Origin of the sequence: Pseudomonas persica (assembly GCF_900291015.1) — a bacterium.
Taxonomy (GTDB): Bacteria; Pseudomonadota; Gammaproteobacteria; order Pseudomonadales; family Pseudomonadaceae; genus Aquipseudomonas.
Genome location: NZ_OLKL01000028.1, coordinates 33,206 through 54,773, shown reverse-complemented (window position 1 = coordinate 54,773; position 21,568 = coordinate 33,206). Strand labels below are relative to the sequence as shown.

The following is a 21,568-nucleotide window of genomic DNA, read 5'->3' as shown; positions in this document are numbered from 1 at the left end:
TTAAAGGTATTTGCAGATCGACAGGACGCTACCGTGGAACGGACTGGCCCGCCCTCAGGGAACTGTACATAGCTTATTGAATTAGCAGGGCCCCTGTGGGAGCGGCTTTAGCCGCGAACACCGGCGCAGCCGGTGCCATGCACCGCGTTGGATTCTTCGCGGCTAAAGCCGCTCCCACAGGGTACGCGGACTGCTTGCGAATTGAGTTCTCTACGCGACAGCGCCGCCCAAAGGGCTGGGCGCTCCCCTGCAAGGCCTTCTTTTTTTCTGCAGGAGTCAATCTGGCAGCCTTGCAATACATGCGAAAATACGTATATTCGAAAAACCATATGCGACAAGCATGAAATGCCAACACCGAGAACTGCCATGACTGACTCGCTAACCCCAACCCAGGTCTTCAAATGCCTCGCCGACGAGAACCGTATCCGGATGATGCTACTGATCGCTCGCGAGGAAGAGCTGTGCGTCTGTGAACTGATTTGCGCCCTGGAAGAAAGCCAACCCAAGGTTTCCCGCCACCTGGCACAGCTGCGCACCTGCGGCCTGCTTGAAGACCGCCGGCAGGGCCAATGGGTTTACTACCGCCTGCATCCGGAACTGCCCACCTGGGTACGCGATGTCCTGGTAACAACCCTGGAGGCCAATCGCGAGTGGTTGAACACCAGCGCCAAACGACTGGACACCATGGGTGACCGCCCTCAACGCGTCGCTACCTGCTGCTGACCACTGCCGAGAAAAAACGATGAAAGTCCTGTTCCTCTGCACCGCCAATAGCTGCCGCAGCATCCTGTCCGAAGCCGTTTTCAATCACCTGGCGCCGGCCGGGATGAAGGCCTTCAGCGCCGGCAGCCAGCCCAGGGGCGAAGTGAATCCGCTATCCATCACGGCCCTGCAGCGAGCCGCCATTTCCAGCGAAGGCCTCAGCAGCAAGTCCACCGATGCACATATCAACCTGGCACCCGACTTGGTCATCACCGTTTGTGACAAGGCCGCCGGCGAAGCATGCCCCGTGTTCTTCGGGCCAGCGATGAAAGCCCACTGGGGACTTGCCGATCCGTCGGATCTGCAAGGTAGCGGCAACGAACTGGACGCGGCTTTCGACATCACCCTTGAACACATCAAGCGGCGCATTACGGCATTTCTCGCATTGCCTTTCGAACAACTCGATGCCGCCCAGCTCAAGGCCGAGCTGGCACGCATCGGAACGCTCTGACGTTTAGGGAGATCCACCATGAGCAAAAGCCGACTTTCCTTCCTCGACCGCTACCTGACGATCTGGATCTTTTTGGCCATGGCCCTTGGCATCGCGCTGGGCAGCCTGTTCCAGGGCTTGCCGGTGTGGTTGAACAGCTTGTCGGTGGGCTCGACGAACATCCCCATCGCGATCGGCCTGATCGTGATGATGTACCCGCCATTGGCGAAGGTGAAATACGAGGAGTTGCCCCAGGTCTTCAAGGACAAACGCATCCTCATCCTGTCGCTGATTCAGAACTGGGTGATCGGCCCAGTGCTGATGTTCGGGCTGGCGGTCGTATTCCTCTGCGACAGGCCAGAATACATGACCGGCCTTATCCTCATCGGCCTGGCACGTTGCATTGCCATGGTGCTGGTGTGGAACCAGATCGCCGGCGGCAACAGCCAGTACGTGGCCGGTCTGGTTGCCTTCAACAGCATTTTCCAGATTGTGTTCTTCAGCGTATACGCCTGGATTTTCCTGGGGTTGCTGCCCCCGCTGTTCGGTCTCGAAGGCAGCGTCATTGAGACCAGCTTCATCGAGATTGCCCAATCGGTCCTGATCTACCTGGGCATCCCGTTCCTGGCCGGCTTCCTGACCCGCAAGATCCTGATCAGCAGCAAGGGCGCAACCTGGTACCAGGTACAATTCATTCCCAGGATCAGCCCGCTGACGCTCGTGGCGTTGCTGCTGACCATCGTCGCCATGTTCAGCCTGAAGGGCGACATGGTGCTGCAGTTGCCACTAGATGTGCTGCGCATCGCCATCCCTCTGACTATCTACTTTGTGGTGATGTTCTTCATCAGCTTCTGGATGGGCAAGCTGCTGGAGGCCGACTACCCCCGCACCACCGCGCTGGCGTTCACCGCAGCGAGCAACAACTTCGAACTGGCCATTGCCGTGGCCATCGCCACCTTCGGCCTTGCCTCGCCGGTCGCCTTTGCCACCGTCATCGGGCCTTTGGTGGAAGTGCCGGTGCTGATCTCGCTGGTTGGCGTGGCCTGGTGGCTCAAGCGTCGCTGGTTCGATCAGACATCCGGTGCCTTGTCCCAGGAGTAGAACCATGACCGAACACGCTATCCCCAACATCGACAATGAACTGATCGACCTGCCATCCACCGAAAAACTGGCGATCGCGCAGCAGTCCACCCACAAGCCGCGCATCCTGCTCCTGTACGGATCGACCCGCGAACGCTCCTTCAGCCGTCTGCTGACGGAGGAAGCGGCCCGTCTGCTGGAGCACTTCGGTGCCGAGACGCGAATCTTCAACCCGTCCGGCCTGCCATTGGCGGATGACGGGCCCGACGACCACCCCATGGTCAAGGAGCTGCGCGACCTGGTGCTGTGGTCGGAAGGCATGGTCTGGTGCTCGCCGGAACGCCACGGCGCGATGACTGGTGTATTCAAGTCGCAGATCGACTGGATCCCCCTGAGCCTGGGTGCGCTGCGGCCGACCCAGGGCAAGACCCTGGCAGTGATGCAGGTTTGCGGCGGCTCGCAGTCGTTCAACGTGGTCAACCAGCTGCGCGTGCTGGGCCGCTGGATGCGCATGTTCACCATCCCTAACCAGTCATCAGTGCCCAAGGCCTACCTGGAGTTCGACGAAGCGGGCCGCATGAAACCGTCCCCGTACTACGACCGGGTCGTCGATGTCATGGAAGAGCTGGTGAAGCTCACCCTGCTGTTGCGCGACCGCGCCGACTATCTCGTCGACCGCTACTCCGAGCGCAAGGAGTCGGCCGAAGAACTGTCCAGGCGTGTCAATCAACGATCCATCTGAAGTCACAACTTGAGAACAGGAACATGGCAATGAAAGTAGGTATCAACGGATTTGGCCGTATCGGTCGCCTGGCGCTGCGCGCGTCCTGGGATTGGCCGGAATTCGAATTCGTGCAGATCAATGACCCGGCCGGCGACGCCGAGACCCATGCCCACCTGATCAACTTCGACTCGGTCCACGGGCGCTGGCATCGTGAAGCCAGGGCAGAAGGCGACTCGGTGGTGATCGAGGGCAAACGCATCCAGGTCACCGCGAACAAGGCGATCGCAGACACCGATTGGTCAGGCTGCGACCTGGTCATCGAGGCCAGCGGCAAGATGAAGTCGGTAGCCGTGCTCCAGGCCTATCTGGACCAGGGCGTCAAACGCGTGGTGGTGTGCGCTCCGGTGAAGGAGAAAGGCGCGCTGAACGTGGTGATGGGCGTCAACCAGCACCTGTTCGACCCGGCGCAGCACCGTATCGTCACTGCCGCTTCCTGCACCACCAATTGCCTGGCCCCGGTGGTCAAGGTGATTCACGAGAACCTGGGCATCCGCCACGGCTCGATCACCACCATTCACGACCANTGCCTGGCCCCGGTGGTCAAGGTGATTCACGAGAACCTGGGCATCCGCCACGGCTCGATCACCACCATTCACGACCTGACCAATACCCAGAGCATCCTCGATACGCCGCACAAGGACCTGCGTCGCGCCCGAGCCTCGGGCATGAGCCTGATCCCGACCACCACGGGATCTGCCACCGCAATCGCCGAGATCTTCCCCGAGCTGCGCGGCAAGCTGAATGGTCACGCCGTACGTGTACCACTGGCCAACGCCTCGCTGACCGACTGCGTGTTCGAAGTGGAACGTGAGACAACGGCTGAAGAGGTCAACGCGCTGCTGAAAGCCGCAGCCGAAGGACCGCTGAAGGACATCCTGGGCTACGAAGAACGCCCCTTGGTGTCCATCGACTACCGCACCGATCCGCGGTCCTCGATCATCGATGCGCTGTCCACCCTGGTAGTCAACGGTACCCAAGTGAAGATCTACGCCTGGTACGACAACGAGTGGGGCTACGCCAACCGTGCGGTTGAACTGGCACGCCTGGTCGGCGCAGCGGAGTAAATGGCGATCATGAAGGCGTTGTCAGCCCTGTCTGCGGAAGTGCGTCAGTACCTGCTGGTTACCGGCAATTACTGGGCCTTCACCCTTACCGACGGCGCTTTGCGCATGCTGGTGGTACTGCACTTCCATTCACTGGGCTACACGCCGCTGCAGATCGCGGCGCTGTTCCTGTTTTACGAAGTGTTCGGCGTGATCACCAACCTGGTGGGCGGCTACCTTGGCGCCCGCCTGGGGCTCAACCGCACCATGAACATCGGCCTGGGCATGCAGGTACTGGCCTTGCTGATGCTTACGGTGCCGGCAGCCTGGCTGACTGTGCCCTGGGTGATGGCTGCCCAGGCGNTGCAGGTACTGGCCTTGCTGATGCTTACGGTGCCGGCAGCCTGGCTGACTGTGCCCTGGGTGATGGCTGCCCAGGCGTTGTCCGGCATCGCCAAGGACCTGAACAAGATGAGCGCCAAGAGCTCCATCAAGCTGCTGGTGCCGGACAGCCAGCAAGGCACCCTCTACCAGTGGGTCGCCATCCTGACCGGCTCGAAGAACGCGCTCAAAGGCGTGGGTTTCTTCCTGGGTGGCGCCCTGCTCACCCTGCTCGGCTTCACCCTGGCGGTGCTGGCCATGGCTGCGGTACTGGCATTGATCTGGATCGGCAGTCTGATCCTGCTGAAGAAGGACCTGGGCAAAGCCAAGGCCAAACCGAAGTTCCGCGACATGCTGTCCAAGAGCCGGGCCATCAACATCCTCTCGGCCGCACGGCTGTTTCTCTTTGGCGCCCGTGACGTCTGGTTCGTCGTGGCCTTGCCGGTGTACCTGAGCACGGTTTTCGGCTGGGACTTCTGGCGGGTCGGCGGCTTCCTGGCTGCATGGATAATCGGCTACGGCATCGTTCAGTCGTTTGCCCCCCACATCACTGGCAAGAAGCGCGGCCATGTGCCCGACGGTCGAGCGGCTTTCATCTGGGCGATCGCCCTTGCCGGGCTACCTGCGCTCATCGCCCTGGGCCTGTCGGCAGGCTGGTCGGCTCAGGGGGTGCTGCTAGGCGGGCTGATGCTGTTCGGCGTGCTGTTCGCCGTGAACTCGTCGCTGCACAGCTACCTGATCGTCAGTTATGCCAAGGAAGATGGGGTATCGCTGGATGTGGGCTTCTATTACATGTCCAACGCGCTAGGGCGGTTGGTCGGTACGCTGCTTTCCGGTTGGGTATTCCAGGCTTACGGGCTGGAAGCCTGCCTGTGGATCTCCACAGCCTTCGTTCTGCTGGCTGCCCTGATTTCAATCGCCTTGCCAAGGCATGCCGCTGTGGCTGCTGCGCGCTAGCGAACCCCCAAAAGACTGCGGTGTGCACACTCCGCTCAATCCAGAATAACGTAGATCAAGATACAGTTTATGTTGAGCTCTCTACATGATCACTTGGTCGCTGCTGATTCTCGGACTGCCGACAGCCAACGCCACCGAACGTATACAACGGTCGCCGGGGGCATCTTCGATGGTCTGCTGACGGCTTTCGCGAGTGAGGAAGTTCAAAATGGTTGATAGCACCTCGGCAGTGGGCGAACAGCCACCATCGCAAGCGGCTCAGCGGCCAATCGGTCTGTTTGAAGCATTCCTGTTCTGGCTCAAGCTGGGCTTCATCAGTTTTGGTGGGCCCGCCGGGCAAATCTCGATCATGCACCAGGAGCTGGTCGAGCGCCGGCGGTGGATCAGCGAAAAGCGCTTTTTGCATGCGCTGAACTACTGCATGTTGTTACCCGGTCCTGAGGCTCAGCAGCTCGCCACCTACATCGGCTGGCTCATGCACCGCAGCTGGGGCGGTGTGATTGCCGGCACATTGTTCGTGCTGCCTTCGCTGTTCATCCTGATTGGTTTGTCCTGGGTCTACATCGCCTTCGGTGAGGTGCCGGTGGTCGCCGGGATCTTCTATGGCATCAAGCCGGCGGTCACGGCCATTGTCGTCCACGCAGCCCATCGCATAGGTTCGCGCGCGCTGAAGAACGGCTGGCTGTGGGCCATGGCCGGGGCCTCGTTCGTGGCCATCTTCGCCCTCAACGTGCCATTCCCGCTGATCGTGCTGGTTGCCGCCATCATCGGTTACATGGGCGGCCGCTTCGCCCCAGGCAAGTTCGTGATCGGTGGCGGTCATGGGGCCGCGAAGCACAGTTATGGCCCGGCCCTGATCGATGACGACACCCCCCCTCCAGAACACGCCCGTTTCAATTGGGGGCACCTTCTGCGCCTGTTGCTGGTCGCTGCTGCGCTGTGGGCCCTGCCCATGGGGCTGCTTACGCTGTCGTCTGGCTGGCACGGAACCCTGACACAAATGGGCTGGTTCTTCACCAAGGCTGCCTTGATGACATTTGGCGGTGCCTATGCCGTGCTGCCCTATGTCTACCAAGGCGCTGTCGGGCACTACGGGTGGCTGACTCCAACCCAGATGATCGATGGGCTGGCCTTGGGGGAAACCACGCCAGGGCCGCTGATCATGGTGGTCGCCTTTGTCGGCTTCGTCGGTGGCTACGTGCATCCAATGTTCGGTGCCGAACACCCGTTCCTTGCCGGCGCAGTCGCGGCAAGCCTCGTCACCTGGTTCACCTTCCTGCCTTCGTTCATCTTCATCCTGGCCGGTGGCCCGGTGGTGGAGTCGACTCACAACGAGATTAAATTCACCGCCCCGCTAACAGGGATCACCGCCGCAGTGGTGGGGGTGATCCTGAACCTCGCCATGTTCTTCGGCTACCACGTGCTTTGGCCAAAGGGCTTCAGTGGGGCGTTTGACTGGCCTTCAGCGGTAATCGCGGTTGCTGCGGCGATTGCCTTGTTCCGCTACAAGCGAGGTGTGATCCAGGTGCTGTTTGCCTGCGCCTTGGCCGGCCTGGCTGTCCATTTGATGCGGTAGCCGCAGGGCGCTGGCCGCAATTGCTGCGGCCAGCCCTGCCGATGGACCTGTGACGCGGTGTCAGTCGTCGTGGCGGTGTTTGCGCCAGCCATAGTGATGGCCACGGTCGTGACGGTGACGGCGCCAACCCCGATCGTCGTCATCGTCGTCATGACCACGGTAGCGATGCCCACTCTCATCATCGTAATCCCGGCCCATGTGGTTGCCCAAGGCTCCGCCCACACCGCCACCGGCTGCTGCGCCGATCATGCTGCCAGTGGTGCCGCCCATCTTGCGGCCTACCACGTTACCGCCAGCTGCACCCAGTGCGCCGCCAATGGCCGCCTCGCCACGGCTGTGTTTGTTGGCGCCCACCGCACTACCAGCTGCGCCACCCAGGCCTGCGCCGATTGCCGAACCGGTGCTGCCGCCAATCGACTGGCCGACTACCGAGCCCAATACTCCACCCAATGCGCCACCTATACCTGCTTCGGTATTGCCGCCTGCCGACGCAACGCCGCTCAACAGACCAAGTGACAACAAGAGAATCGAGGAGTACTTCATTTGTGAAAGCCTCAAAGGGATACCGCGGCGATCCTGAGGCTCTGAACCGGGGCTTACAATGGAAATCCGACGAATGACACGACTTGAAAAAATTCTCCAAGTTGCTGTTTTTCCAACGAAACTTCGGCAAGTTTCGATGGTCACAGGCTAATTGCAACAGGCCATGCATGAGCGCTAGCGGCGCAGGCGTTGAATGGTCAGCACGCTCCACACGGCGAGGAGCCCAACCCTACTCCCCTTCCCTCCCAAAGCCTAAGCATTTGGGCTGGAACGCTTGCATGAACCAAACCGCCGGATCAACAAAGTGACAACTGTGCCGAGCAAAGCCAAGGCCATATCCTTTTGCGCATCCCAAGGGTCTTGCTGGGTCGCGAGAAAGGTTTGCGCCCGGTCATCGCCCAGGTATTGGCCGCCTATCCACTCCAGTAGTTCATACAACGCCGATGTCGCAAGCACGAAAGAAACTATGCACTCTTGGTCATTGCTTTACGCTCGGCTTGAGCACGGTTGAGCCTGGCAGGGCTGCCAAAGTTTCCTTCGTTAGCCGGTTTCAGGTGTATGGCACCGGCTTCGCCGGTGTTCGCGGGCACGCCCGCTCTCATAGAACTGCACATAACTCGTTGAATTAGCAGGGCCCCTGTGGGAGCGGCTTTAGCCGCGAACACCGGCGCAGCCGGTGCCATGCACCGCGTTGGATTCTTCGCGGCTAAAGCCGCTCCCACAGGATGCACGGACCGCTTGCGAATTCAGTTCTCTATGCGACAGCGCAGACCAAAGGGCTGGGCCATCTCCCACAGGGATCGCATCAACTTTTAAACATTGAGCAAGACAGACTACCTCAAGGCCCACAAGCTAGTGTTGACCACCGCAGTGATGTTACCTCCCAGCGGTGGTCCGGTGCGTTGATCATCCGTTTTGAACCTTGCCGCTCGCGTCCTACTCCATCGAAGGCAATCGTGATTTTTCCAACCCCGAGGAGATGTTTCATGAACGCTATCGAACTGCTGATCCAGGATCATGAGCTGGTGAAAAAGCTGCTGGAGGAACTGTCCTCCACCACTGAGCGCGCGGTGAAGAAACGCGCCGAACTGCTCGAACGCATCAAACAGGAGGTCACCATCCACACCGCGCTGGAAGAAGAAATCCTCTACCCGGCCATCAAGCAGGCCGGCGGCAAGGAAGAAGCGAAGATGTATTACGAAGCCAAGGAGGAGCATCGCACCGTCGACTCGCTGGTGCTGCCGGACCTGCTGCGAACCGAAACCGGCACCGTCGAGTTCGCCGGGCGGGTCAAGGTCATGAAGGAACTGTTGGAACACCATATCGAGGAAGAAGAAAGCGAGCTGTTCCCGACCGCCCGCAAACTGCTGGGCAAGCAGGAACTGGAAGAACTCGGCCAGGCCATGGAAACGCAGAAGAAACTGCTCAAGGGCGAACAGCGTGCCGCGTGATGGCGTACTGGATCGACTTTCTTGAATGGCCCGCCATGGCCCTGACTGTGCTTGCCGCCTGGTGCATCGGTTCACGACGCCCAGGCCGGCGCAAGCTGGGTTTCTGCTGCTTCATTGCCAGCAATGTGCTGTGGGCCATCTGGGGTGGCAGGCGCAAGCCTGGGCGCTGATTCTCCTGCAGGGTTGCCTGTGCGCCATGAACCTGCGGGGGTGGAAGAAAAACACCGCTGTGGAGTCGGGCTGAACATCCGCTCACAGGCGCGAGGTCGTTCAGCGTCGCACAGGTGAAACCGGATTGAACAGCCACCCCGCTGTCACGGCTTGCCCCAGGTAATTCAACGGCGAGGAACCAAGCCATGATCGCCTCCAACCACCCCGACCCTTACGTGGACGAAGTACCGCACAACCCAGGCTGACATTCCTCGTGGCGCGGGCGACCATCAGTTTCACGCTGCATCGGATCAGCCGCTGGTCCGAGCCTGACGGCGCGCTGAGCCGGGTGCTGGCCAAGCTGCTCGCCGGAACCAGCAATTTTCTGCGGTTGCTTGCCTCGCTGCTGGTGGGCCTGAGCATGCTCGACCTGACCGAGCGCTGGCTGACACGGGTCGGTAGCCTGTGGTTGGTGGTGGCCGCATTGCAGGTGACCAACCTGCACACGCAAGGCATGCTCTGCCCGCGGCGTCAGCAGGGCTGCTCACATTACGCACCCAGGCTTTCATGCGTCGGGGTGCAAAGAGTCGCGCCCCCCTTCCTTTCGTGCATTTCGTCCAGTGAATGCGATCGCGCCTGCCCCGTCAAAGGGTTCGTTTGCCTGAAATGAACTCGCCGCGAACCAGGTTTCCCGGTTCGCGGCGTAATGGAAGCGTTACTCAGGCAATCAGGTAGGAATGCCAGCCAGTCGCCAGATTGGCGCTTGAACCGGTTCGGCTTCGCTGCGTTTGCGCGCCCACTGGGTCAGGGCGGCCATCAGCGCAAAGCCCGCCAGGATCATGAGCGGATAAGCCAGCAGCAACTCGGTCAGCGAGTATTTCCAGGCCAGTGGCCGGCCGACGCCCAGCATCGCCGCATACAGCCAGGACACCCCCGACAGTGCGCCGGAGAACAGCGCGAACATGCGCACGCCAAAATTCAGGTCGAGCAAGTTGCCCGCTTTGAGCAGGGCAGGCAATACATAACGGTGCAACAACATGCCGTTGAAAGTCAGCAACAGGACAATAATGATCTTCGCCTGCAGTTTTGGATTGGCGAAATAGTTCATGCCTTTGTCAAGGTAATCGATACCAATTACCGCAGCACCGGTCAGCCACAAGAATATAAGGGCATTGCCCACGGACTTCTGCAAGCTCGCCATATGCTTGCTGTCATGCCCGGCCTCTTTATGGCCTTTCAATAAATTCCTGACCATCTCGGCGTCACTGGCGAATACCAGGCCGATGGCAATGCAACAGGCCAGTAAATGAACGTAAATCACTGACAACCGCACCAGCTCCATGGATTCTTTCTGCCCGAACAGGCTAATAATTGTATTAATCTCCACGACGTTTTCTCCACGTAATGCGTTAGCGCTAGATGCCCTTGCAATAGGCGTGCGAACGACTCAGTCGCAGCGGCAAGGCCAAATTCAAATCGTTAGTTGAAACAGCATATCGTTATTCAATACACACGGTGGCTCACCCGAAGAGCCTCGGTTGGGCATGGTATTGCTCCACTCTTCCGAAAAAGAAAGCCCCATGAGCATCCCTGCGATGCCGATGAGGTTGAACGTCCATAAGTTCTGGGGGAAAGGCGCGCGGTGCAATCACATTGAAAGCACCTGCTGGCAAATAGGAGTCAGCGTCGCCCAAATCGTTCATTTCTCGAACAAAACGACCGACAGGCGGTACACTCAGTCAAGTTAGTTAGTTTGCTAAGTTGTTGCAAGTTGACCGAATGGAAAGTTTTCACGACAACTGGATCCAAACTTCGCAAGCGACTTTGAATGCTCTATTCCGCTATTTCGCAGTTCTCGTTTTGCAGGGGGCCGTGCCTGAAGTGCCATCAGTCAGGCCAGGAGCAGCCCCATTCTGCTCGCCAGCGGCGGCCAGCACCCCGTCTGTCGCCTTCAGTCTGTCCGCCTCGTCAACTTGCCCTGGGTGATGCCCTGCGCATGACATGCTAAATACTATGTGCATGCACCTTATCAAGGAGCCTGCGATGATCGCAGTACGCGAAGCCTGGAAAGCCGGCTTGTTCAGACGTGAACACTGGATGCGCAACCTGGTATCCGGCCTCATCGTTGGCGTTGTTGCGCTGCCCCTCGCCATGGCCTTCGCCATCGCGTCCGGGGTCAAGCCGGAGCAAGGCATCTACACGGCAATCATAGGTGGGCTGCTGGTTTCCCTGCTGGGTGGCAGCCGATTGCAAATCGCCGGACCGACCGGGGCATTCATCGTGATCCTTGCAGGGGTGACGGCGAAGTACGGCGTGGAAGGCCTGCAACTGGCCACGATGATGGCTGGCGCCATACTGTTGGTGCTTGGCATTACCCGCCTGGGTGCAGTCATCAAGTTCATTCCCGACCCGGTGATCGTCGGTTTCACCGCCGGCATCGGCATCATCATCTGGGTGGGGCAATGGCGTGATTTCTTCGGTCTGCCCGAAATTGCAGGCGGGCACTTCCACGAAAAGCTATGGCACCTGTTGCAAGCCCTGCCCAACCTCCACATTGCCACGACACTGCTCGCAACCTGCAGCCTTGCCCTGCTGATCATGACGCCAAGAGTGCCCGTGCTGAAACGCCTGCCGGGGCCACTGGTAGCCATGGTGTTCGCGACCATCGTTCAATCCCTGTTCCATTTTGACGGTGTGGCAACCATCGGCACCGCCTTCGGGGCGATTCCACAGGGTTTGCCGTCACTCACCTGGCCCGAGGTCCCCCTCGCACGGGTGATCGAACTGATCGGACCGGCCTTCGCCATCGCCATGCTGGGGGCCATTGAATCGTTGCTTTCTGCTGTCGTCGCCGACGGCATGGCAGGGACCCGGCACGACTCGAACCAGGAACTGATCGGCCAAGGGGTTGCCAACATGGTTGTGCCGTTATTCGGCGGCTTTGCCGCCACCGGAGCCATTGCCCGGACAGCGACCAACATCCGCAATGGTGCTACCGGGCCACTGGCCGGCATCATCCATGCAGTGACACTGGTACTGATCATTCTGTTCCTGGCGCCACTCGCGTCGAACATCCCACTCTGCGCCCTGGCGGCGATTCTATTCGTCGTCGCCTACAACATGAGCGAGTTGAAGCATTTCAAGCGCATGCTGCAACGCGCACCGAAAGCCGACATCGCCATCCTGCTGGTCACTTTCACCTTGACGGTGTTCAGCGATCTGGTGATCGCCGTGAATATCGGCGTCATCCTCGCCATGCTTCAGTTCATGCGCCGCATGGCATCATCCGTCGAAGTCCAACAGGTGGTCGAAGAGGAACTGGCCAATGAACTGCACAGCAACGGCCAGAAATCGCTCCCCCCGGGTGTGATGGTGTACACCATCGAAGGCCCGCTGTTCTTTGGCGCCGCTGAAACCTTCGAGCGTGCGCTGTCACAAACGCATACCGACCCTGAACTGCTGGTGATTTGCCTGAAACGGGTGCCCTTCATGGATATCACGGGGCTGCAAACCCTGGAGGAAGTGATCCAGCAACTGCATAAACGCCGGATCGTGGTGAAATTGTGCGAAGCCAACCGCAAGGTGCTTGGCAAGCTGGAAAGGACCGGTATCTTGCGGCTACTTGGCCCTGAGCACTATCACCACACGCTCGGTAGCGCCCTGCTGGAGGCGCAGGCATCAGCGGCAGAGAACTGAATTCGCAAGCGGTACGCGTGCCCTGTGGGAGCGGCTTTAGCCGCGGACAATCCAAGGCGGTGCATGGCACCGGCTGCGCCGGTGTTCGCGGCTAAAGCCGTTCCCACAGAGTCCCTGCTAATTCAATGAGTCATGTGCAGTTCCAGGGGAGCCTGGCTTGCCGGCGATGGGCCGCAAGGCGGCCGCCAAATCGCTTGACTGACGGGCATCAGGCCTGGCCCAGCAACTGGCTCAACACCGCACGCAATTTCCCCGGTTTGACGGGCTTGTTCAGCAACGGCGCGCCGAGCTTGTTCAAGGCGCGTCGGCACTGATCGCTGCGGTCGGCGGTGATGATCACCGCTGGAATGACGACGCCGAAATGTTCGCGCAAGTGCCTGACCACCTCGCAGCCGACCACGCCGTGGTCCAGGTGAAAATCCGCCAGGATCAATTCCGGCGCCTGCCCCCGCAAGGCCAGCAAGGCCCCGGCCTGGTCGGTCGCGGTAACCACTTCGCAGCCCCACTGCCCGAGCAGTGCGCCCATGCTCTGGAGGATGCTCACTTCGTTGTCCAGTACCAGCAGGCGCCGGCCTGGCAACGGGTTGCCGGCGCCCGGCTGCGGCACGGCCTGGTGGCTAGGCAGCGGGATGGCTTCGCCGATCGGCACGTCGATGCTGAACATCGAGCCACGCCCCGGCCACGAGCGCACCTCGACCCGGTAGCCGAGAATCTTGGCGATCCGTTCGACGATGGCCAGCCCCAGGCCCACGCCCTTGCGATCGGCGGCGCGGCCAACGTCCAGTTGATTGAACTCGAGGAAAATGGCCTGCAGCCGATCCGCCGCGATGCCCCGCCCGGTATCCCACACCTCCAGGCGCAGATGGCTGCCGCGGCGTCTGGCCCCCAGCAGAATCCTGCCCTCGTCGGTATAACGGCAGGCGTTGCTGAGAAAATTGCGCAGGATACGTGTCATCAGCCGCAGGTCGGTGCTGATGGCATAGTCGGCAATCCGCGCACGCAGCTTCAGGCCGGCCGCGTCGGCCACCGAGCGGAATTCCGAGACCAGTGGCGCGAACAGTTCGTCGAGGCGGTACAGCGCCACGTCCGGCTTGACCGCCGCTTGGTCGAGGCGGGAAATGTCCAGCAGGTCGGTCAGCAGGTCCTCGGCGCCCTCCAAGGCCTGATGGGTACGCTCCACCAGCACTTTTTCCGCTTCTGGCAGTGGCCTTTCGCGCAAGGTCGAGATCAGCAGCCGCGCGGCATTCAGCGGTTGCAGCAGGTCATGGCTGGCGGCAGCGAGGTACTTGTCCTTGCTGCGGTTGGCGGTTTGCGCAGCGTCGCGGGCATCGCGCAGGGCGCGGGCGATCTGTTTGCGCTCGGCGATCTGCTGCTGCAGGTTACGGTTGGCCTCCAGCAGTTCATCGGTGCGGGCGGCCACCCGTTGCTCGAGTTCGTCATTCAGTTGCTGCAGGCGCTGCTGGGCCTGCTTGCGTTCGGTGATGTCGGCGACAAACCCTTCCACCAGCCCTTCCTGGCCGGGCTTGAGCAACAGGTTCATCAGCACATCGAGGTGGCTGCCGTCCTTGCGCCGCAAGCGGGTTTCGTAGCCGTGCAGGCTGTGTTCACGGGCGAGAGTCGCGGTGATGGCGTGCAGCTCTTCGGCCCCGCCGACAAACAGGTTGGCGGCAAGGTCCGTCAGCGGAAACAGCAACGCCTGCGGATTGTCGTAACCGAGCATACGTGCCAACGCCGGGTTGGCGGCCCGCATGCCGTCTTGCAGGCTGGCCTGGAAGATCCCGTGCACGGCGTTTTCGAACAGCCATTTGTAGCGGTTGCGTTCGGCCTCCAGCTCGTCCAGGCGCGCCGCCAGCTCCGGGTAATGGCTCTTGCGCGCCGAGTGGTCGCCCAGCCCCAGCAGCCCGGCCAGCGCCCGCTGCTGCTCGTCAGAGGGCCTCGCCATAGACGACCTCGACATCACGCTGGCTCGACGCACGCGGGTTGGTGAGAATGCACGGGTCATCCATTGCATGTTCTGACAGGAACGGGATATCGGCCGTGCGCACCCCGTGCAGGCCCAGGGTTTCATGGAAACCGATGGCATGCTTCAGCGCGATCAGGTGCTCCACCAGGCGCGCGCAGATCTGCCGGTGGTTGAGGCCGCGGCAGTCGATGCCCAGTACTTCGGCAATCACCTTGAAACGCTCCGGCGCCGAGCTGTAGTTGAACGCCACCACGTGCTCCACCAGCACCGCATTGCACAAGCCATGCGGCAGGTCGAGGAACCCGCCCAGGCTGTGCGACATGGCGTGGACCGCCCCCAGAATCGCATTGGAAAATGCCAGCCCCGCCTGCATGCTGCCCAGCATGATTTTCTCGCGCAAGGCGATATCGGTGGGGTTGGCGATCATTTCCACCAGGTTGCCGTTGATCAGGCGCATGGCTTCCAGCGCATGGGGGTCGGTCAGTGGGCCGTGGCCGGTGGAGACGAAGGCTTCGATAGCATGCACCAGCGCATCGATGCCGGTGCAGGCCGACAGGAACGGGTCCATGCTCAGGGTGGTTTGCGGGTCGATCAGCGATACGTCCGGCACCACCGCCTTGCTGACGATGGAGAACTTCATGCGCTCCTGCTGGTTGGATATGATCACGAACTGCGACACGTCCGCCGAGGTGCCGGCCGTGGTCGGGATCAGGATCAGCGGCGGGCTGGGCACGCGGATCATGTCCACGCCTTCGAATTCGAGGATGCTGCGCCCGTGGGCGACCACGATGCCGATGGCCTTGCCGCAATCCATCGGGCTGCCGCCGCCGACCGCGACAATCACATCACAATGGTTTTGCCGGTAGATCTCGGCGCCGAGCATCACCTCTTCGACCCGTGGGTTGGGCGATACGGCGCTGTACAGGCAGTAGTCGATACCCTGGGCCTGCAGGCTGGCCTCCACGTCTGCCACCCAACCGGCGGCAATCACACCGGGGTCGCTGACCACCAGCACCTTGCGCGCACCGAAAGTCTTGGCGTAATTGGCGACGTTATGCCGGCAGCCGGCACCGAAGATGATCTCAGGCGAAACGAACTTGCGAAGCGGGCTGAAACTCTGGCTCATCGGGAAGCCTGTTCTTATTGTTCTGGAAGAAGGTAACCGCCAGCGTAAAGCATCCCGCAGCGAAAGCAACCAGACCAAAGCGTGGCCACCGCTCACTCGATCCAGTATTTGGCACGGGCCACCTCCAGAAACGCCAGGATGTCCTCGTCGAGCCCCGGTACCCCGGGGAAGCGCTGTGCCAGGCGGTCGATGACCGCCGCCACGCTGCGCTGGCCGTCCAGCAACTCCAGCACCCAGCCGGCACTGGCGTTGAGCTCGATGATGCCCTCGGGGTACAGCAGCACATGGCGCGCCTGGTGCGGCTCCCAGCGCAGGCAGAAGCCTTTGCGCAAGGCCAGGGCTTGCTCGCGATCGATCAGGTTCACAGGGGGGGGCGCAATGAAGACCCGGCCACCGCGACGATGGCCGGACAGGCATCAACGATTGGCGAAGTACATCGTCACTTCGAAGCCGATGCGCAGGTCGGTAAAGGCGGGTTTAGTCCACATGGGGCGTTCCTCTTGTTGTGCCGGGCGATTCCGGTAGAGGCATTAATGCACGAGGGGGCGACGAGACCGAATGCTACTTTGGGACTGATTTGTGGGGTGCGTTGGTAGGGGGCATCGAATCACTGTGGATTTGTCTGTTGCAGTGCCGGCCTCTTCGCGGGTAAACCCGCTCCCACAGGTACTGCGCAGATCTTGAACCCTGCGCAGTACCTGTGGGAGCGGGTTTACCCGCGAAGAAGGCGACGCGGTTTAGAAGAAGCCCAGCGGATTGATGTCGTAGCTCACCAGCAGGTTCTTGGTCTGCTGGTAGTGATCGAGCATCATCTTGTGCGTCTCACGGCCCACCCCGGACTTCTTGTAGCCACCGAACGCCGCATGCGCCGGGTACAGGTGGTAGCAGTTGGTCCACACACGCCCGGCCTTGATCCCACGGCCCATGCGATACGCACGGTTGATGTCACGCGTCCACAGCCCCGCGCCCAGACCGAACTCGCTGTCGTTGGCGATCGCCAGCGCTTCGGCTTCGTCCTTGAAGGTGGTCACGCCCACCACCGGGCCGAAGATCTCCTCCTGGAACACGCGCATCTTGTTGTTGCCCTTGAGCAGGGTCGGCTGGATGTAGTAACCGCTGGCCAGGTCGCCGTCGAGCCGCTCCGCACCACCCCCGGTGAGCAGCTGCGCGCCCTCCTCCCGGGCAATCTGCAGGTAGGAAAGGATCTTGTCGTATTGCTGCTCAGACGCCTGGGCACCGACCATGGTCGTGGTGTCCAGCGGGTTGCCACGGGTGATCCCGGCGATCTTCTTCATCACCTCGGCCATGAACGGCTCGTAGATCGACTCCTGGATCAGCGCCCGCGACGGGCAGGTGCACACTTCGCCCTGGTTGAAGAACGCCAGCACCAGGCCTTCGGCGGCCTTTTCGATGAACGCGGGCTCGGCCTGCATGATGTCTTCGAAGAAGATGTTCGGCGACTTGCCGCCCAGTTCGACGGTGGACGGGATGATGTTCTCGGCCGCGCACTTCATGATGTGCGAGCCGACCGGGGTGGAGCCGGTGAAGGCGATCTTGGCGATGCGCTTGCTGGTGGCCAGGGCCTCGCCGGCTTCGCGGCCAAAGCCCTGGACGATGTTCAGCACGCCTGCCGGCAGCAGGTCGGCGATCAGCTCGGCAAAAATGGTGATCGCCAGTGGCGTCTGCTCGGCCGGTTTGAGCACCACGCAGTTGCCGGCGGCCAGGGCCGGGGCGAGTTTCCAGGCGGCCATCAGCAGCGGGAAGTTCCACGGGATGATCTGCCCGACCACGCCCAGCGGCTCGTGGATGTGGTAGGCCACGGTGCCTTCGTTGATTTCGGCGGCGCCGCCTTCCTGGGCGCGGATGCAGCCGGCGAAGTAGCGGAAGTGATCGGCCGCCAGCGGCACGTCGGCATTGAGGGTTTCGCGCACGGCCTTGCCGTTGTCCCAGGTTTCGGTAACGGCCAGTACTTCAAGATTCTGTTCGATACGGTCGGCGATCTTCAGCAGCACCAGGGCGCGGTCCTGCACCGAGGTCTTGCCCCAGGCCTCGGCAGCGGCATGGGCGGCGTCCAGGGCCAGCTCGATGTCCTCGGCGCCAGAGCGCGGGAACTCGGCAATCGGCTGGCCGTTGACCGGCGAGCTATTGGTGAAGTACTGGCCGCCCAGCGGCGGCACGAATTCACCGTTGATGAAATTGCCGTAGCGTGGTTTGAAGGACACGATGGCGCCTGGGGTTCCGGGTTGTGCGTAGATCATGCTGAGCCTCTGTGGTCGATGCCTGTCCAGCGACAGGCGATGAACCGATGGTAAAAAGCCCCGCCTGCCGGGCGAATGCATCGTTGGCAGCGGGGCTCTCGTCATTTGGTAGTAGGGCCGCTTGCCGCCGGGTCTGTGGCAGCAAGCGGCAGGTCATGGCCTCAGCGCTTGGCGCTGGCCATTTGCAGTTGCTTGGGCAGCTTGAAGGTCCAGAGCATGCCGCCCTGGTTGAAGTCCTTGACCCGCTTGGCCACTTCGCCGCCCCACAGCGGCACCGCGCCACCCCAGCCGGAGACCACCGAAACGTACTGCTCGCCGTCCATTTCCCAGGTCACTGGCGAGCCGAGCACACCAGAACCGGTCTGGAATTCCCAGACCTTGTCGCCGGTCTTGGCGTTGAACGCCTGCAGGAAGCCTTCCGGCGTGCCGGTGAACACCAGGTTGCCCTTGGTAGTCAGCACCCCGCCCCACAGCGGCGCGTAGTTCTTGTGGCGCCACACTTCCTTGCCGCTGACCGGGTCGATGGCGCGCAGCACGCCGATGTAGTCTTCGTTGAGCGGCTTGATGGTGAAGCCGGCACCGAGGAACGCCGCGCCCTTCTTGTAGGCGATGCCTTCGTTCCAGATGTCCATGCCCCACTCGTTGGAAGGCACGTAGAACAGCCCGGTGTCCTTGTTGTAGGCCATCGGCATCCAGTTCTTGGCACCGAGGAATGCCGGGGCGACGAACACCGAACTGCCCTTCGCTTCGCTACCCGGCGCCCCCGGCCGGCTGGCCTCGTTGTAGATCGGCCGGCCATCCTTGTCCAGACCGGTGGCCCAGGTGATCTTGTCGACGAAGGGGAAGCCGCGGATGAACTTGCCGTTGGTGCGGTCCAGCACATAGAAGAAGCCGTTGCGGTCGGCGGTGGCGGCGGCCTTGACCTCTTTGCCGCCGTCTTTGTAGTTGAACGAGATCAGCTCGTTGACGCCGTCGAAGTCCCAGCCGTCATGCGGTGTGCTCTGGAAGTGCCACTTGATGGTGCCATCGTCCGGGTTCAGGGCCAGGCGCGAGGAGGAATACAGGTTGTCGCCCGGGCGCAGGTGCGAGTTCCACGGCGCCGGGTTGCCGGTACCGAACAGAATCAGGTTGGTTTCCGGGTCGTAGTAGCCGCCCAGCCAAGGCGCCGCACCGCCGGTCTTCCACAGGTCGCCGGGCCAGGTCTTGCCCGCCTCGCCGCCGGATATGCCATTCTCGATCGCCTTGCCATCCTTGTACACGTAGCCCATGTGCCCTTCCACGGTCGGGCGCATCCACAGCAGTTCACCGTTTTCCGGGTTGTAGGCCTGGATCTTGCCCACCACGCCAAACTCGCCGCCGGCGACACCGGTGATCAGTTTGCCGTTGACGATCATCGGCGCGGCACTGATGGAGTAGCCTTCCTTGTGGTCGGCGACCTTCTTGCTCCATACCACCTTGCCGGTGTCCTTGTTCAGCGCCACCAGCTTGGCGTCGAGGGTGCCGAAGAACACCAGGTTGCCGTACAGCGCCACACCGCGGTTGATCACGTCGCAGCACGGGCGGATGTCATCAGGCAGGCGCGCATCGTATTGCCACAGCTTCTTGCCGGTACGTGCGTCCACGGCGAACACCCGCGAGTAGGAGCCGGTCAAGTACATCACTCCGTCCTTGACCAGCGGCTGGGCCTGCTGGCCACGCTGCTTCTCACCACCGAAGGAAAACGCCCAGACCGGCCGCAGGTCCTTGACGTTGTCGGTATTGAGCAGGTTCAGCGGGCTGTAGCGCTGGCCCTGCACGCCCAGGCCATTGGTCACTATCTGCTGCGGGTTCTTCGGGTCCTGGAGAATTTCTTCATTGCTGACAGCGGCGTGGGCCGCGCCGGCAAGCAGCATGGCGCTGAGCACCAGGCTCAAGGCGAACACAGGACGACGTGGGGATCGGGTCATGACGGCTACCTTTGGTTTTTTTGTTGTATCCGGGAAAACTTCCCGGTGTGCCGAGAATTCTTGGGCCCGACCTGCTTGCCAGCAATTGCCCGCAGTGCGGAGTTTTCTAGTTCCTTGGTATGGGGCTGGGTTGCGCTGCAAAACACCACACAACGCCCGCGCCAATCACGCTAGTCAGCACTGCAAGCATCAAGATAACCCCTTGCGTCCCCAGCGGTGCCGCCAGCACTGCCACCAGCAAACCCGCCAACGGTTGTGACAGGTTGTTGAGCAACGTGATCACCCCAACCGTCTTGCCAAAATCCTGGGTCGGAATTACCCGCTGACGAACATTGCGCATATAGACATTGAACATCTTGTCGAACCCGACGATTAGCAAAAAGCCCAGCACATACCCTGCAAGGTTTGGACTCAGGGCACTGATGAAGGCACCGGCGGCAATCATCGAGTAGCCCGCGCCGCCCATTACCCGCAGCGGCAGCACCACTCGTGCGAGAAAGAACAGGATCACGATGGTAATCACCGCGCCAACCGCCTGCAGCCCTGCGTAAGCGTCTTTCCCAGCGCCATGCTCGCCGAGCACCATGGCCGCCGAGGTGGCCAGGGTGACCCCGACGATCAGGTTGACGCCGACGGCCAAGGTGATGACCTTCTTCAGTTCGGCCTGTTCACCAATATGCCTGAAGGCAATGCGCACGGGTTGGAACCAGATATCACGATGCTGCTCGTACACCTGTAGAGTGATCTGGCTGGCGCGCTGCCAGGCCCGCATGCTCAGGTCGGCCAGCAGAAACAGCCCAGCGACCCAAAGCACCACCCAGTGCCACGCCACAAGCTCCAGCAGCGCGGCCGCCACCAGCGGCCCGAGTACCAGACCCGTCTGGTCGGCGATCTGCGAATAGGCGAGGGTCCTGGTGTAGCTGTAGTGCTGGAAGATATGCGGCATCACCACCTCGCGAGCCATGATGCCCTGGGTGGTCAGCACCCCACATAGCGCCGACAGTACCACCAGCCAGGCGAGACCACCGAACAGGGTATGAAGCCCCATCGCCAGTACGCACAGCAAGGCCCGGTAGACTTGGCTGATGTGCAGGATCTTGATTGGTGAGAACTTGTCGCACAGTGCGCCGCATACCGGGAAGGCCAGAAAACGCGGCAGCGATTCAACGAAGAACGCCAGCCCTGCCCAGGCGGCGCTGTTGGTGGCCTGGAACACTACCAGCGGCACCATGAACAACAGGATCTGGTCCGCCAGGCGCGAAAGAAATAGCGAAATGAAAAAGGCGAGGTAATCCTTGCGCATGCTGAACTCCTAAAGGCAGCGGGGATAGAGGCCTGGCCATACTTCAATAGGCGAGCAGCACCCATTCCAGTCCGATTGCCTTGATCGGACCAGGAAGATCGTCGGTACAGGCCCACACG

19 protein-coding genes and 2 pseudogenes are annotated in these 21,568 nt (G+C 61.3%); 11 read left to right on the top strand and 10 right to left on the bottom strand.

Annotated features, from left to right (window positions below; translation table 11 throughout):
• Window positions 1-366: 366 nt before the first annotated feature.
• The 7 genes from FQ664_RS13870 (at window position 367) to chrA (ending at window position 7,013) form a co-directional block, all read left to right on the top strand.
• The gene (locus tag FQ664_RS13870) at window positions 367-723 is read left to right on the top strand and encodes a metalloregulator ArsR/SmtB family transcription factor (protein ID WP_144172580.1); all 357 of its coding nucleotides are present in this window, start codon (window positions 367-369) and stop codon (window positions 721-723) included.
• 19 nt (window positions 724-742) lie between these two features.
• Window positions 743-1,213, top strand: coding sequence for an arsenate reductase ArsC (locus tag FQ664_RS13865; RefSeq protein ID WP_144172578.1), 471 nt, complete (start codon window positions 743-745; stop codon window positions 1,211-1,213).
• Between the two features lie 18 nt (window positions 1,214-1,231).
• A complete protein-coding gene (gene arsB / locus FQ664_RS13860) occupies window positions 1,232-2,293 on the top strand; it encodes an ACR3 family arsenite efflux transporter (protein ID WP_144172576.1) in 1,062 nt (353 codons plus the stop codon).
• A gap of 4 nt (window positions 2,294-2,297) precedes the next feature.
• Window positions 2,298-3,014 carry an arsenical resistance protein ArsH gene (gene arsH, locus FQ664_RS13855; protein WP_144172574.1) on the top strand — a complete coding sequence of 239 codons (717 nt, stop codon included), beginning with the start codon at window positions 2,298-2,300 and terminating at the stop codon, window positions 3,012-3,014.
• Window positions 3,015-3,037: 23 nt separating this feature from the next.
• Window positions 3,038-4,120 (top strand): aldehyde dehydrogenase, encoded by a 1,083-nt coding sequence (locus tag FQ664_RS13850; RefSeq protein ID WP_144172572.1) that lies wholly within the window; start codon window positions 3,038-3,040, stop codon window positions 4,118-4,120.
• A 9-nt stretch (window positions 4,121-4,129) separates the two neighbouring features.
• Entirely contained in the window at window positions 4,130-5,437 is a 1,308-nt protein-coding gene (gene arsJ / locus FQ664_RS13845; RefSeq protein ID WP_144172570.1) for an organoarsenical effux MFS transporter ArsJ, read from the top strand.
• Between the two features lie 208 nt (window positions 5,438-5,645).
• Window positions 5,646-7,013 (top strand): chromate efflux transporter, encoded by a 1,368-nt coding sequence (gene chrA / locus FQ664_RS13840; protein ID WP_144172567.1) that lies wholly within the window; start codon window positions 5,646-5,648, stop codon window positions 7,011-7,013.
• Between the two features lie 60 nt (window positions 7,014-7,073).
• Here chrA and FQ664_RS13835 read toward each other — a convergent pair whose 3' ends face one another.
• Both FQ664_RS13835 and FQ664_RS13830 read right to left on the bottom strand, forming a co-directional pair.
• Window positions 7,074-7,556 (bottom strand): glycine zipper domain-containing protein, encoded by a 483-nt coding sequence (locus tag FQ664_RS13835; protein ID WP_144172564.1) that lies wholly within the window; start codon window positions 7,554-7,556, stop codon window positions 7,074-7,076.
• Window positions 7,557-7,808: 252 nt separating this feature from the next.
• Window positions 7,809-8,012 carry a DUF2238 domain-containing protein gene (locus tag FQ664_RS13830; RefSeq protein ID WP_256675951.1) on the bottom strand — a complete coding sequence of 68 codons (204 nt, stop codon included), beginning with the start codon at window positions 8,010-8,012 and terminating at the stop codon, window positions 7,809-7,811.
• Between the two features lie 530 nt (window positions 8,013-8,542).
• Here FQ664_RS13830 and FQ664_RS13820 point away from each other — a divergent pair.
• From FQ664_RS13820 to FQ664_RS28055, 3 genes and pseudogenes are all read left to right on the top strand, one after another.
• Window positions 8,543-9,007 carry a hemerythrin domain-containing protein gene (locus FQ664_RS13820; RefSeq protein WP_144172560.1) on the top strand — a complete coding sequence of 155 codons (465 nt, stop codon included), beginning with the start codon at window positions 8,543-8,545 and terminating at the stop codon, window positions 9,005-9,007.
• Window positions 9,007-9,251 (top strand): annotated as a pseudogene (locus FQ664_RS13815) (hypothetical protein). Before FQ664_RS13820 ends, FQ664_RS13815 begins: the two are co-directional and overlap by 1 nt.
• Window positions 9,252-9,419: 168 nt before the next feature.
• Window positions 9,420-9,650, top strand: a pseudogene (locus FQ664_RS28055) (mechanosensitive ion channel family protein); the annotation flags it as partial.
• Between the two features lie 234 nt (window positions 9,651-9,884).
• Here FQ664_RS28055 and FQ664_RS13805 read toward each other — a convergent pair.
• Window positions 9,885-10,499: a hypothetical protein gene (locus FQ664_RS13805; protein WP_144172672.1), complete on the bottom strand. Its 615-nt coding sequence runs from the start codon at window positions 10,497-10,499 to the stop codon at window positions 9,885-9,887.
• A gap of 701 nt (window positions 10,500-11,200) precedes the next feature.
• Between FQ664_RS13805 and FQ664_RS13800 the strand changes: the two genes are divergently transcribed.
• Window positions 11,201-12,853, top strand: coding sequence for a SulP family inorganic anion transporter (locus FQ664_RS13800; protein WP_144172558.1), 1,653 nt, complete (start codon window positions 11,201-11,203; stop codon window positions 12,851-12,853).
• 208 nt (window positions 12,854-13,061) lie between these two features.
• Here the strand turns inward: FQ664_RS13800 and FQ664_RS13795 are convergent, their stop codons facing one another.
• From FQ664_RS13795 to FQ664_RS13765, 7 genes are all read right to left on the bottom strand, one after another.
• Window positions 13,062-14,795, bottom strand: a complete 1,734-nt coding sequence (locus FQ664_RS13795) for a PAS domain-containing hybrid sensor histidine kinase/response regulator (protein WP_144172556.1) — start codon at window positions 14,793-14,795, stop codon at window positions 13,062-13,064.
• Window positions 14,779-15,942 (bottom strand): alcohol dehydrogenase-like regulatory protein ErcA, encoded by a 1,164-nt coding sequence (gene ercA / locus FQ664_RS13790; RefSeq protein ID WP_144172554.1) that lies wholly within the window; start codon window positions 15,940-15,942, stop codon window positions 14,779-14,781. The genes FQ664_RS13795 and ercA overlap by 17 nt, the downstream gene beginning before the upstream one ends.
• Before the next feature lie 92 nt (window positions 15,943-16,034).
• A complete protein-coding gene (pqqD, locus tag FQ664_RS13785) occupies window positions 16,035-16,307 on the bottom strand; it encodes a pyrroloquinoline quinone biosynthesis peptide chaperone PqqD (protein ID WP_144172551.1) in 273 nt (90 codons plus the stop codon).
• 51 nt (window positions 16,308-16,358) lie between these two features.
• Window positions 16,359-16,430 carry a pyrroloquinoline quinone precursor peptide PqqA gene (gene pqqA, locus FQ664_RS13780; RefSeq protein ID WP_003253598.1) on the bottom strand — a complete coding sequence of 24 codons (72 nt, stop codon included), beginning with the start codon at window positions 16,428-16,430 and terminating at the stop codon, window positions 16,359-16,361.
• A gap of 249 nt (window positions 16,431-16,679) precedes the next feature.
• Window positions 16,680-18,200 carry an acetaldehyde dehydrogenase ExaC gene (gene exaC / locus FQ664_RS13775; RefSeq protein ID WP_144172549.1) on the bottom strand — a complete coding sequence of 507 codons (1,521 nt, stop codon included), beginning with the start codon at window positions 18,198-18,200 and terminating at the stop codon, window positions 16,680-16,682.
• A gap of 161 nt (window positions 18,201-18,361) precedes the next feature.
• Window positions 18,362-20,146 carry a PQQ-dependent alcohol dehydrogenase PedH gene (gene pedH / locus FQ664_RS13770; protein WP_144172547.1) on the bottom strand — a complete coding sequence of 595 codons (1,785 nt, stop codon included), beginning with the start codon at window positions 20,144-20,146 and terminating at the stop codon, window positions 18,362-18,364.
• Window positions 20,147-20,252: 106 nt separating this feature from the next.
• Complete coding sequence (locus tag FQ664_RS13765; RefSeq protein WP_144172545.1) at window positions 20,253-21,449, bottom strand: MFS transporter; 1,197 nt, start codon at window positions 21,447-21,449, stop codon at window positions 20,253-20,255.
• Between the last annotated feature and the right edge of the window lie 119 nt (window positions 21,450-21,568).

Excerpts from the sequence above, each read along its gene's own strand:
- FQ664_RS13870 (WP_144172580.1), top strand. The coding sequence starts at position 367 with ATGACTGACTCGCTAACCCCAACCCAGGTCTTCAAATGCCTCGCCGAC.
- FQ664_RS13865 (WP_144172578.1), top strand. The coding sequence starts at position 743 with ATGAAAGTCCTGTTCCTCTGCACCGCCAATAGCTGCCGCAGCATCCTG.
- arsB (WP_144172576.1), top strand. The coding sequence starts at position 1,232 with ATGAGCAAAAGCCGACTTTCCTTCCTCGACCGCTACCTGACGATCTGG.
- arsH (WP_144172574.1), top strand. The coding sequence starts at position 2,298 with ATGACCGAACACGCTATCCCCAACATCGACAATGAACTGATCGACCTG.
- chrA (WP_144172567.1), top strand. The coding sequence starts at position 5,646 with ATGGTTGATAGCACCTCGGCAGTGGGCGAACAGCCACCATCGCAAGCG.
- FQ664_RS13835 (WP_144172564.1), bottom strand. The coding sequence starts at position 7,556 with ATGAAGTACTCCTCGATTCTCTTGTTGTCACTTGGTCTGTTGAGCGGC.
- FQ664_RS13820 (WP_144172560.1), top strand. The coding sequence starts at position 8,543 with ATGAACGCTATCGAACTGCTGATCCAGGATCATGAGCTGGTGAAAAAG.
- FQ664_RS13805 (WP_144172672.1), bottom strand. The coding sequence starts at position 10,499 with ATGGAGCTGGTGCGGTTGTCAGTGATTTACGTTCATTTACTGGCCTGT.
- FQ664_RS13800 (WP_144172558.1), top strand. The coding sequence starts at position 11,201 with ATGATCGCAGTACGCGAAGCCTGGAAAGCCGGCTTGTTCAGACGTGAA.
- FQ664_RS13795 (WP_144172556.1), bottom strand. The coding sequence starts at position 14,795 with ATGGCGAGGCCCTCTGACGAGCAGCAGCGGGCGCTGGCCGGGCTGCTG.
- ercA (WP_144172554.1), bottom strand. The coding sequence starts at position 15,942 with ATGAGCCAGAGTTTCAGCCCGCTTCGCAAGTTCGTTTCGCCTGAGATC.
- exaC (WP_144172549.1), bottom strand. The coding sequence starts at position 18,200 with ATGATCTACGCACAACCCGGAACCCCAGGCGCCATCGTGTCCTTCAAA.
- pedH (WP_144172547.1), bottom strand. The coding sequence starts at position 20,146 with ATGACCCGATCCCCACGTCGTCCTGTGTTCGCCTTGAGCCTGGTGCTC.
- FQ664_RS13765 (WP_144172545.1), bottom strand. The coding sequence starts at position 21,449 with ATGCGCAAGGATTACCTCGCCTTTTTCATTTCGCTATTTCTTTCGCGC.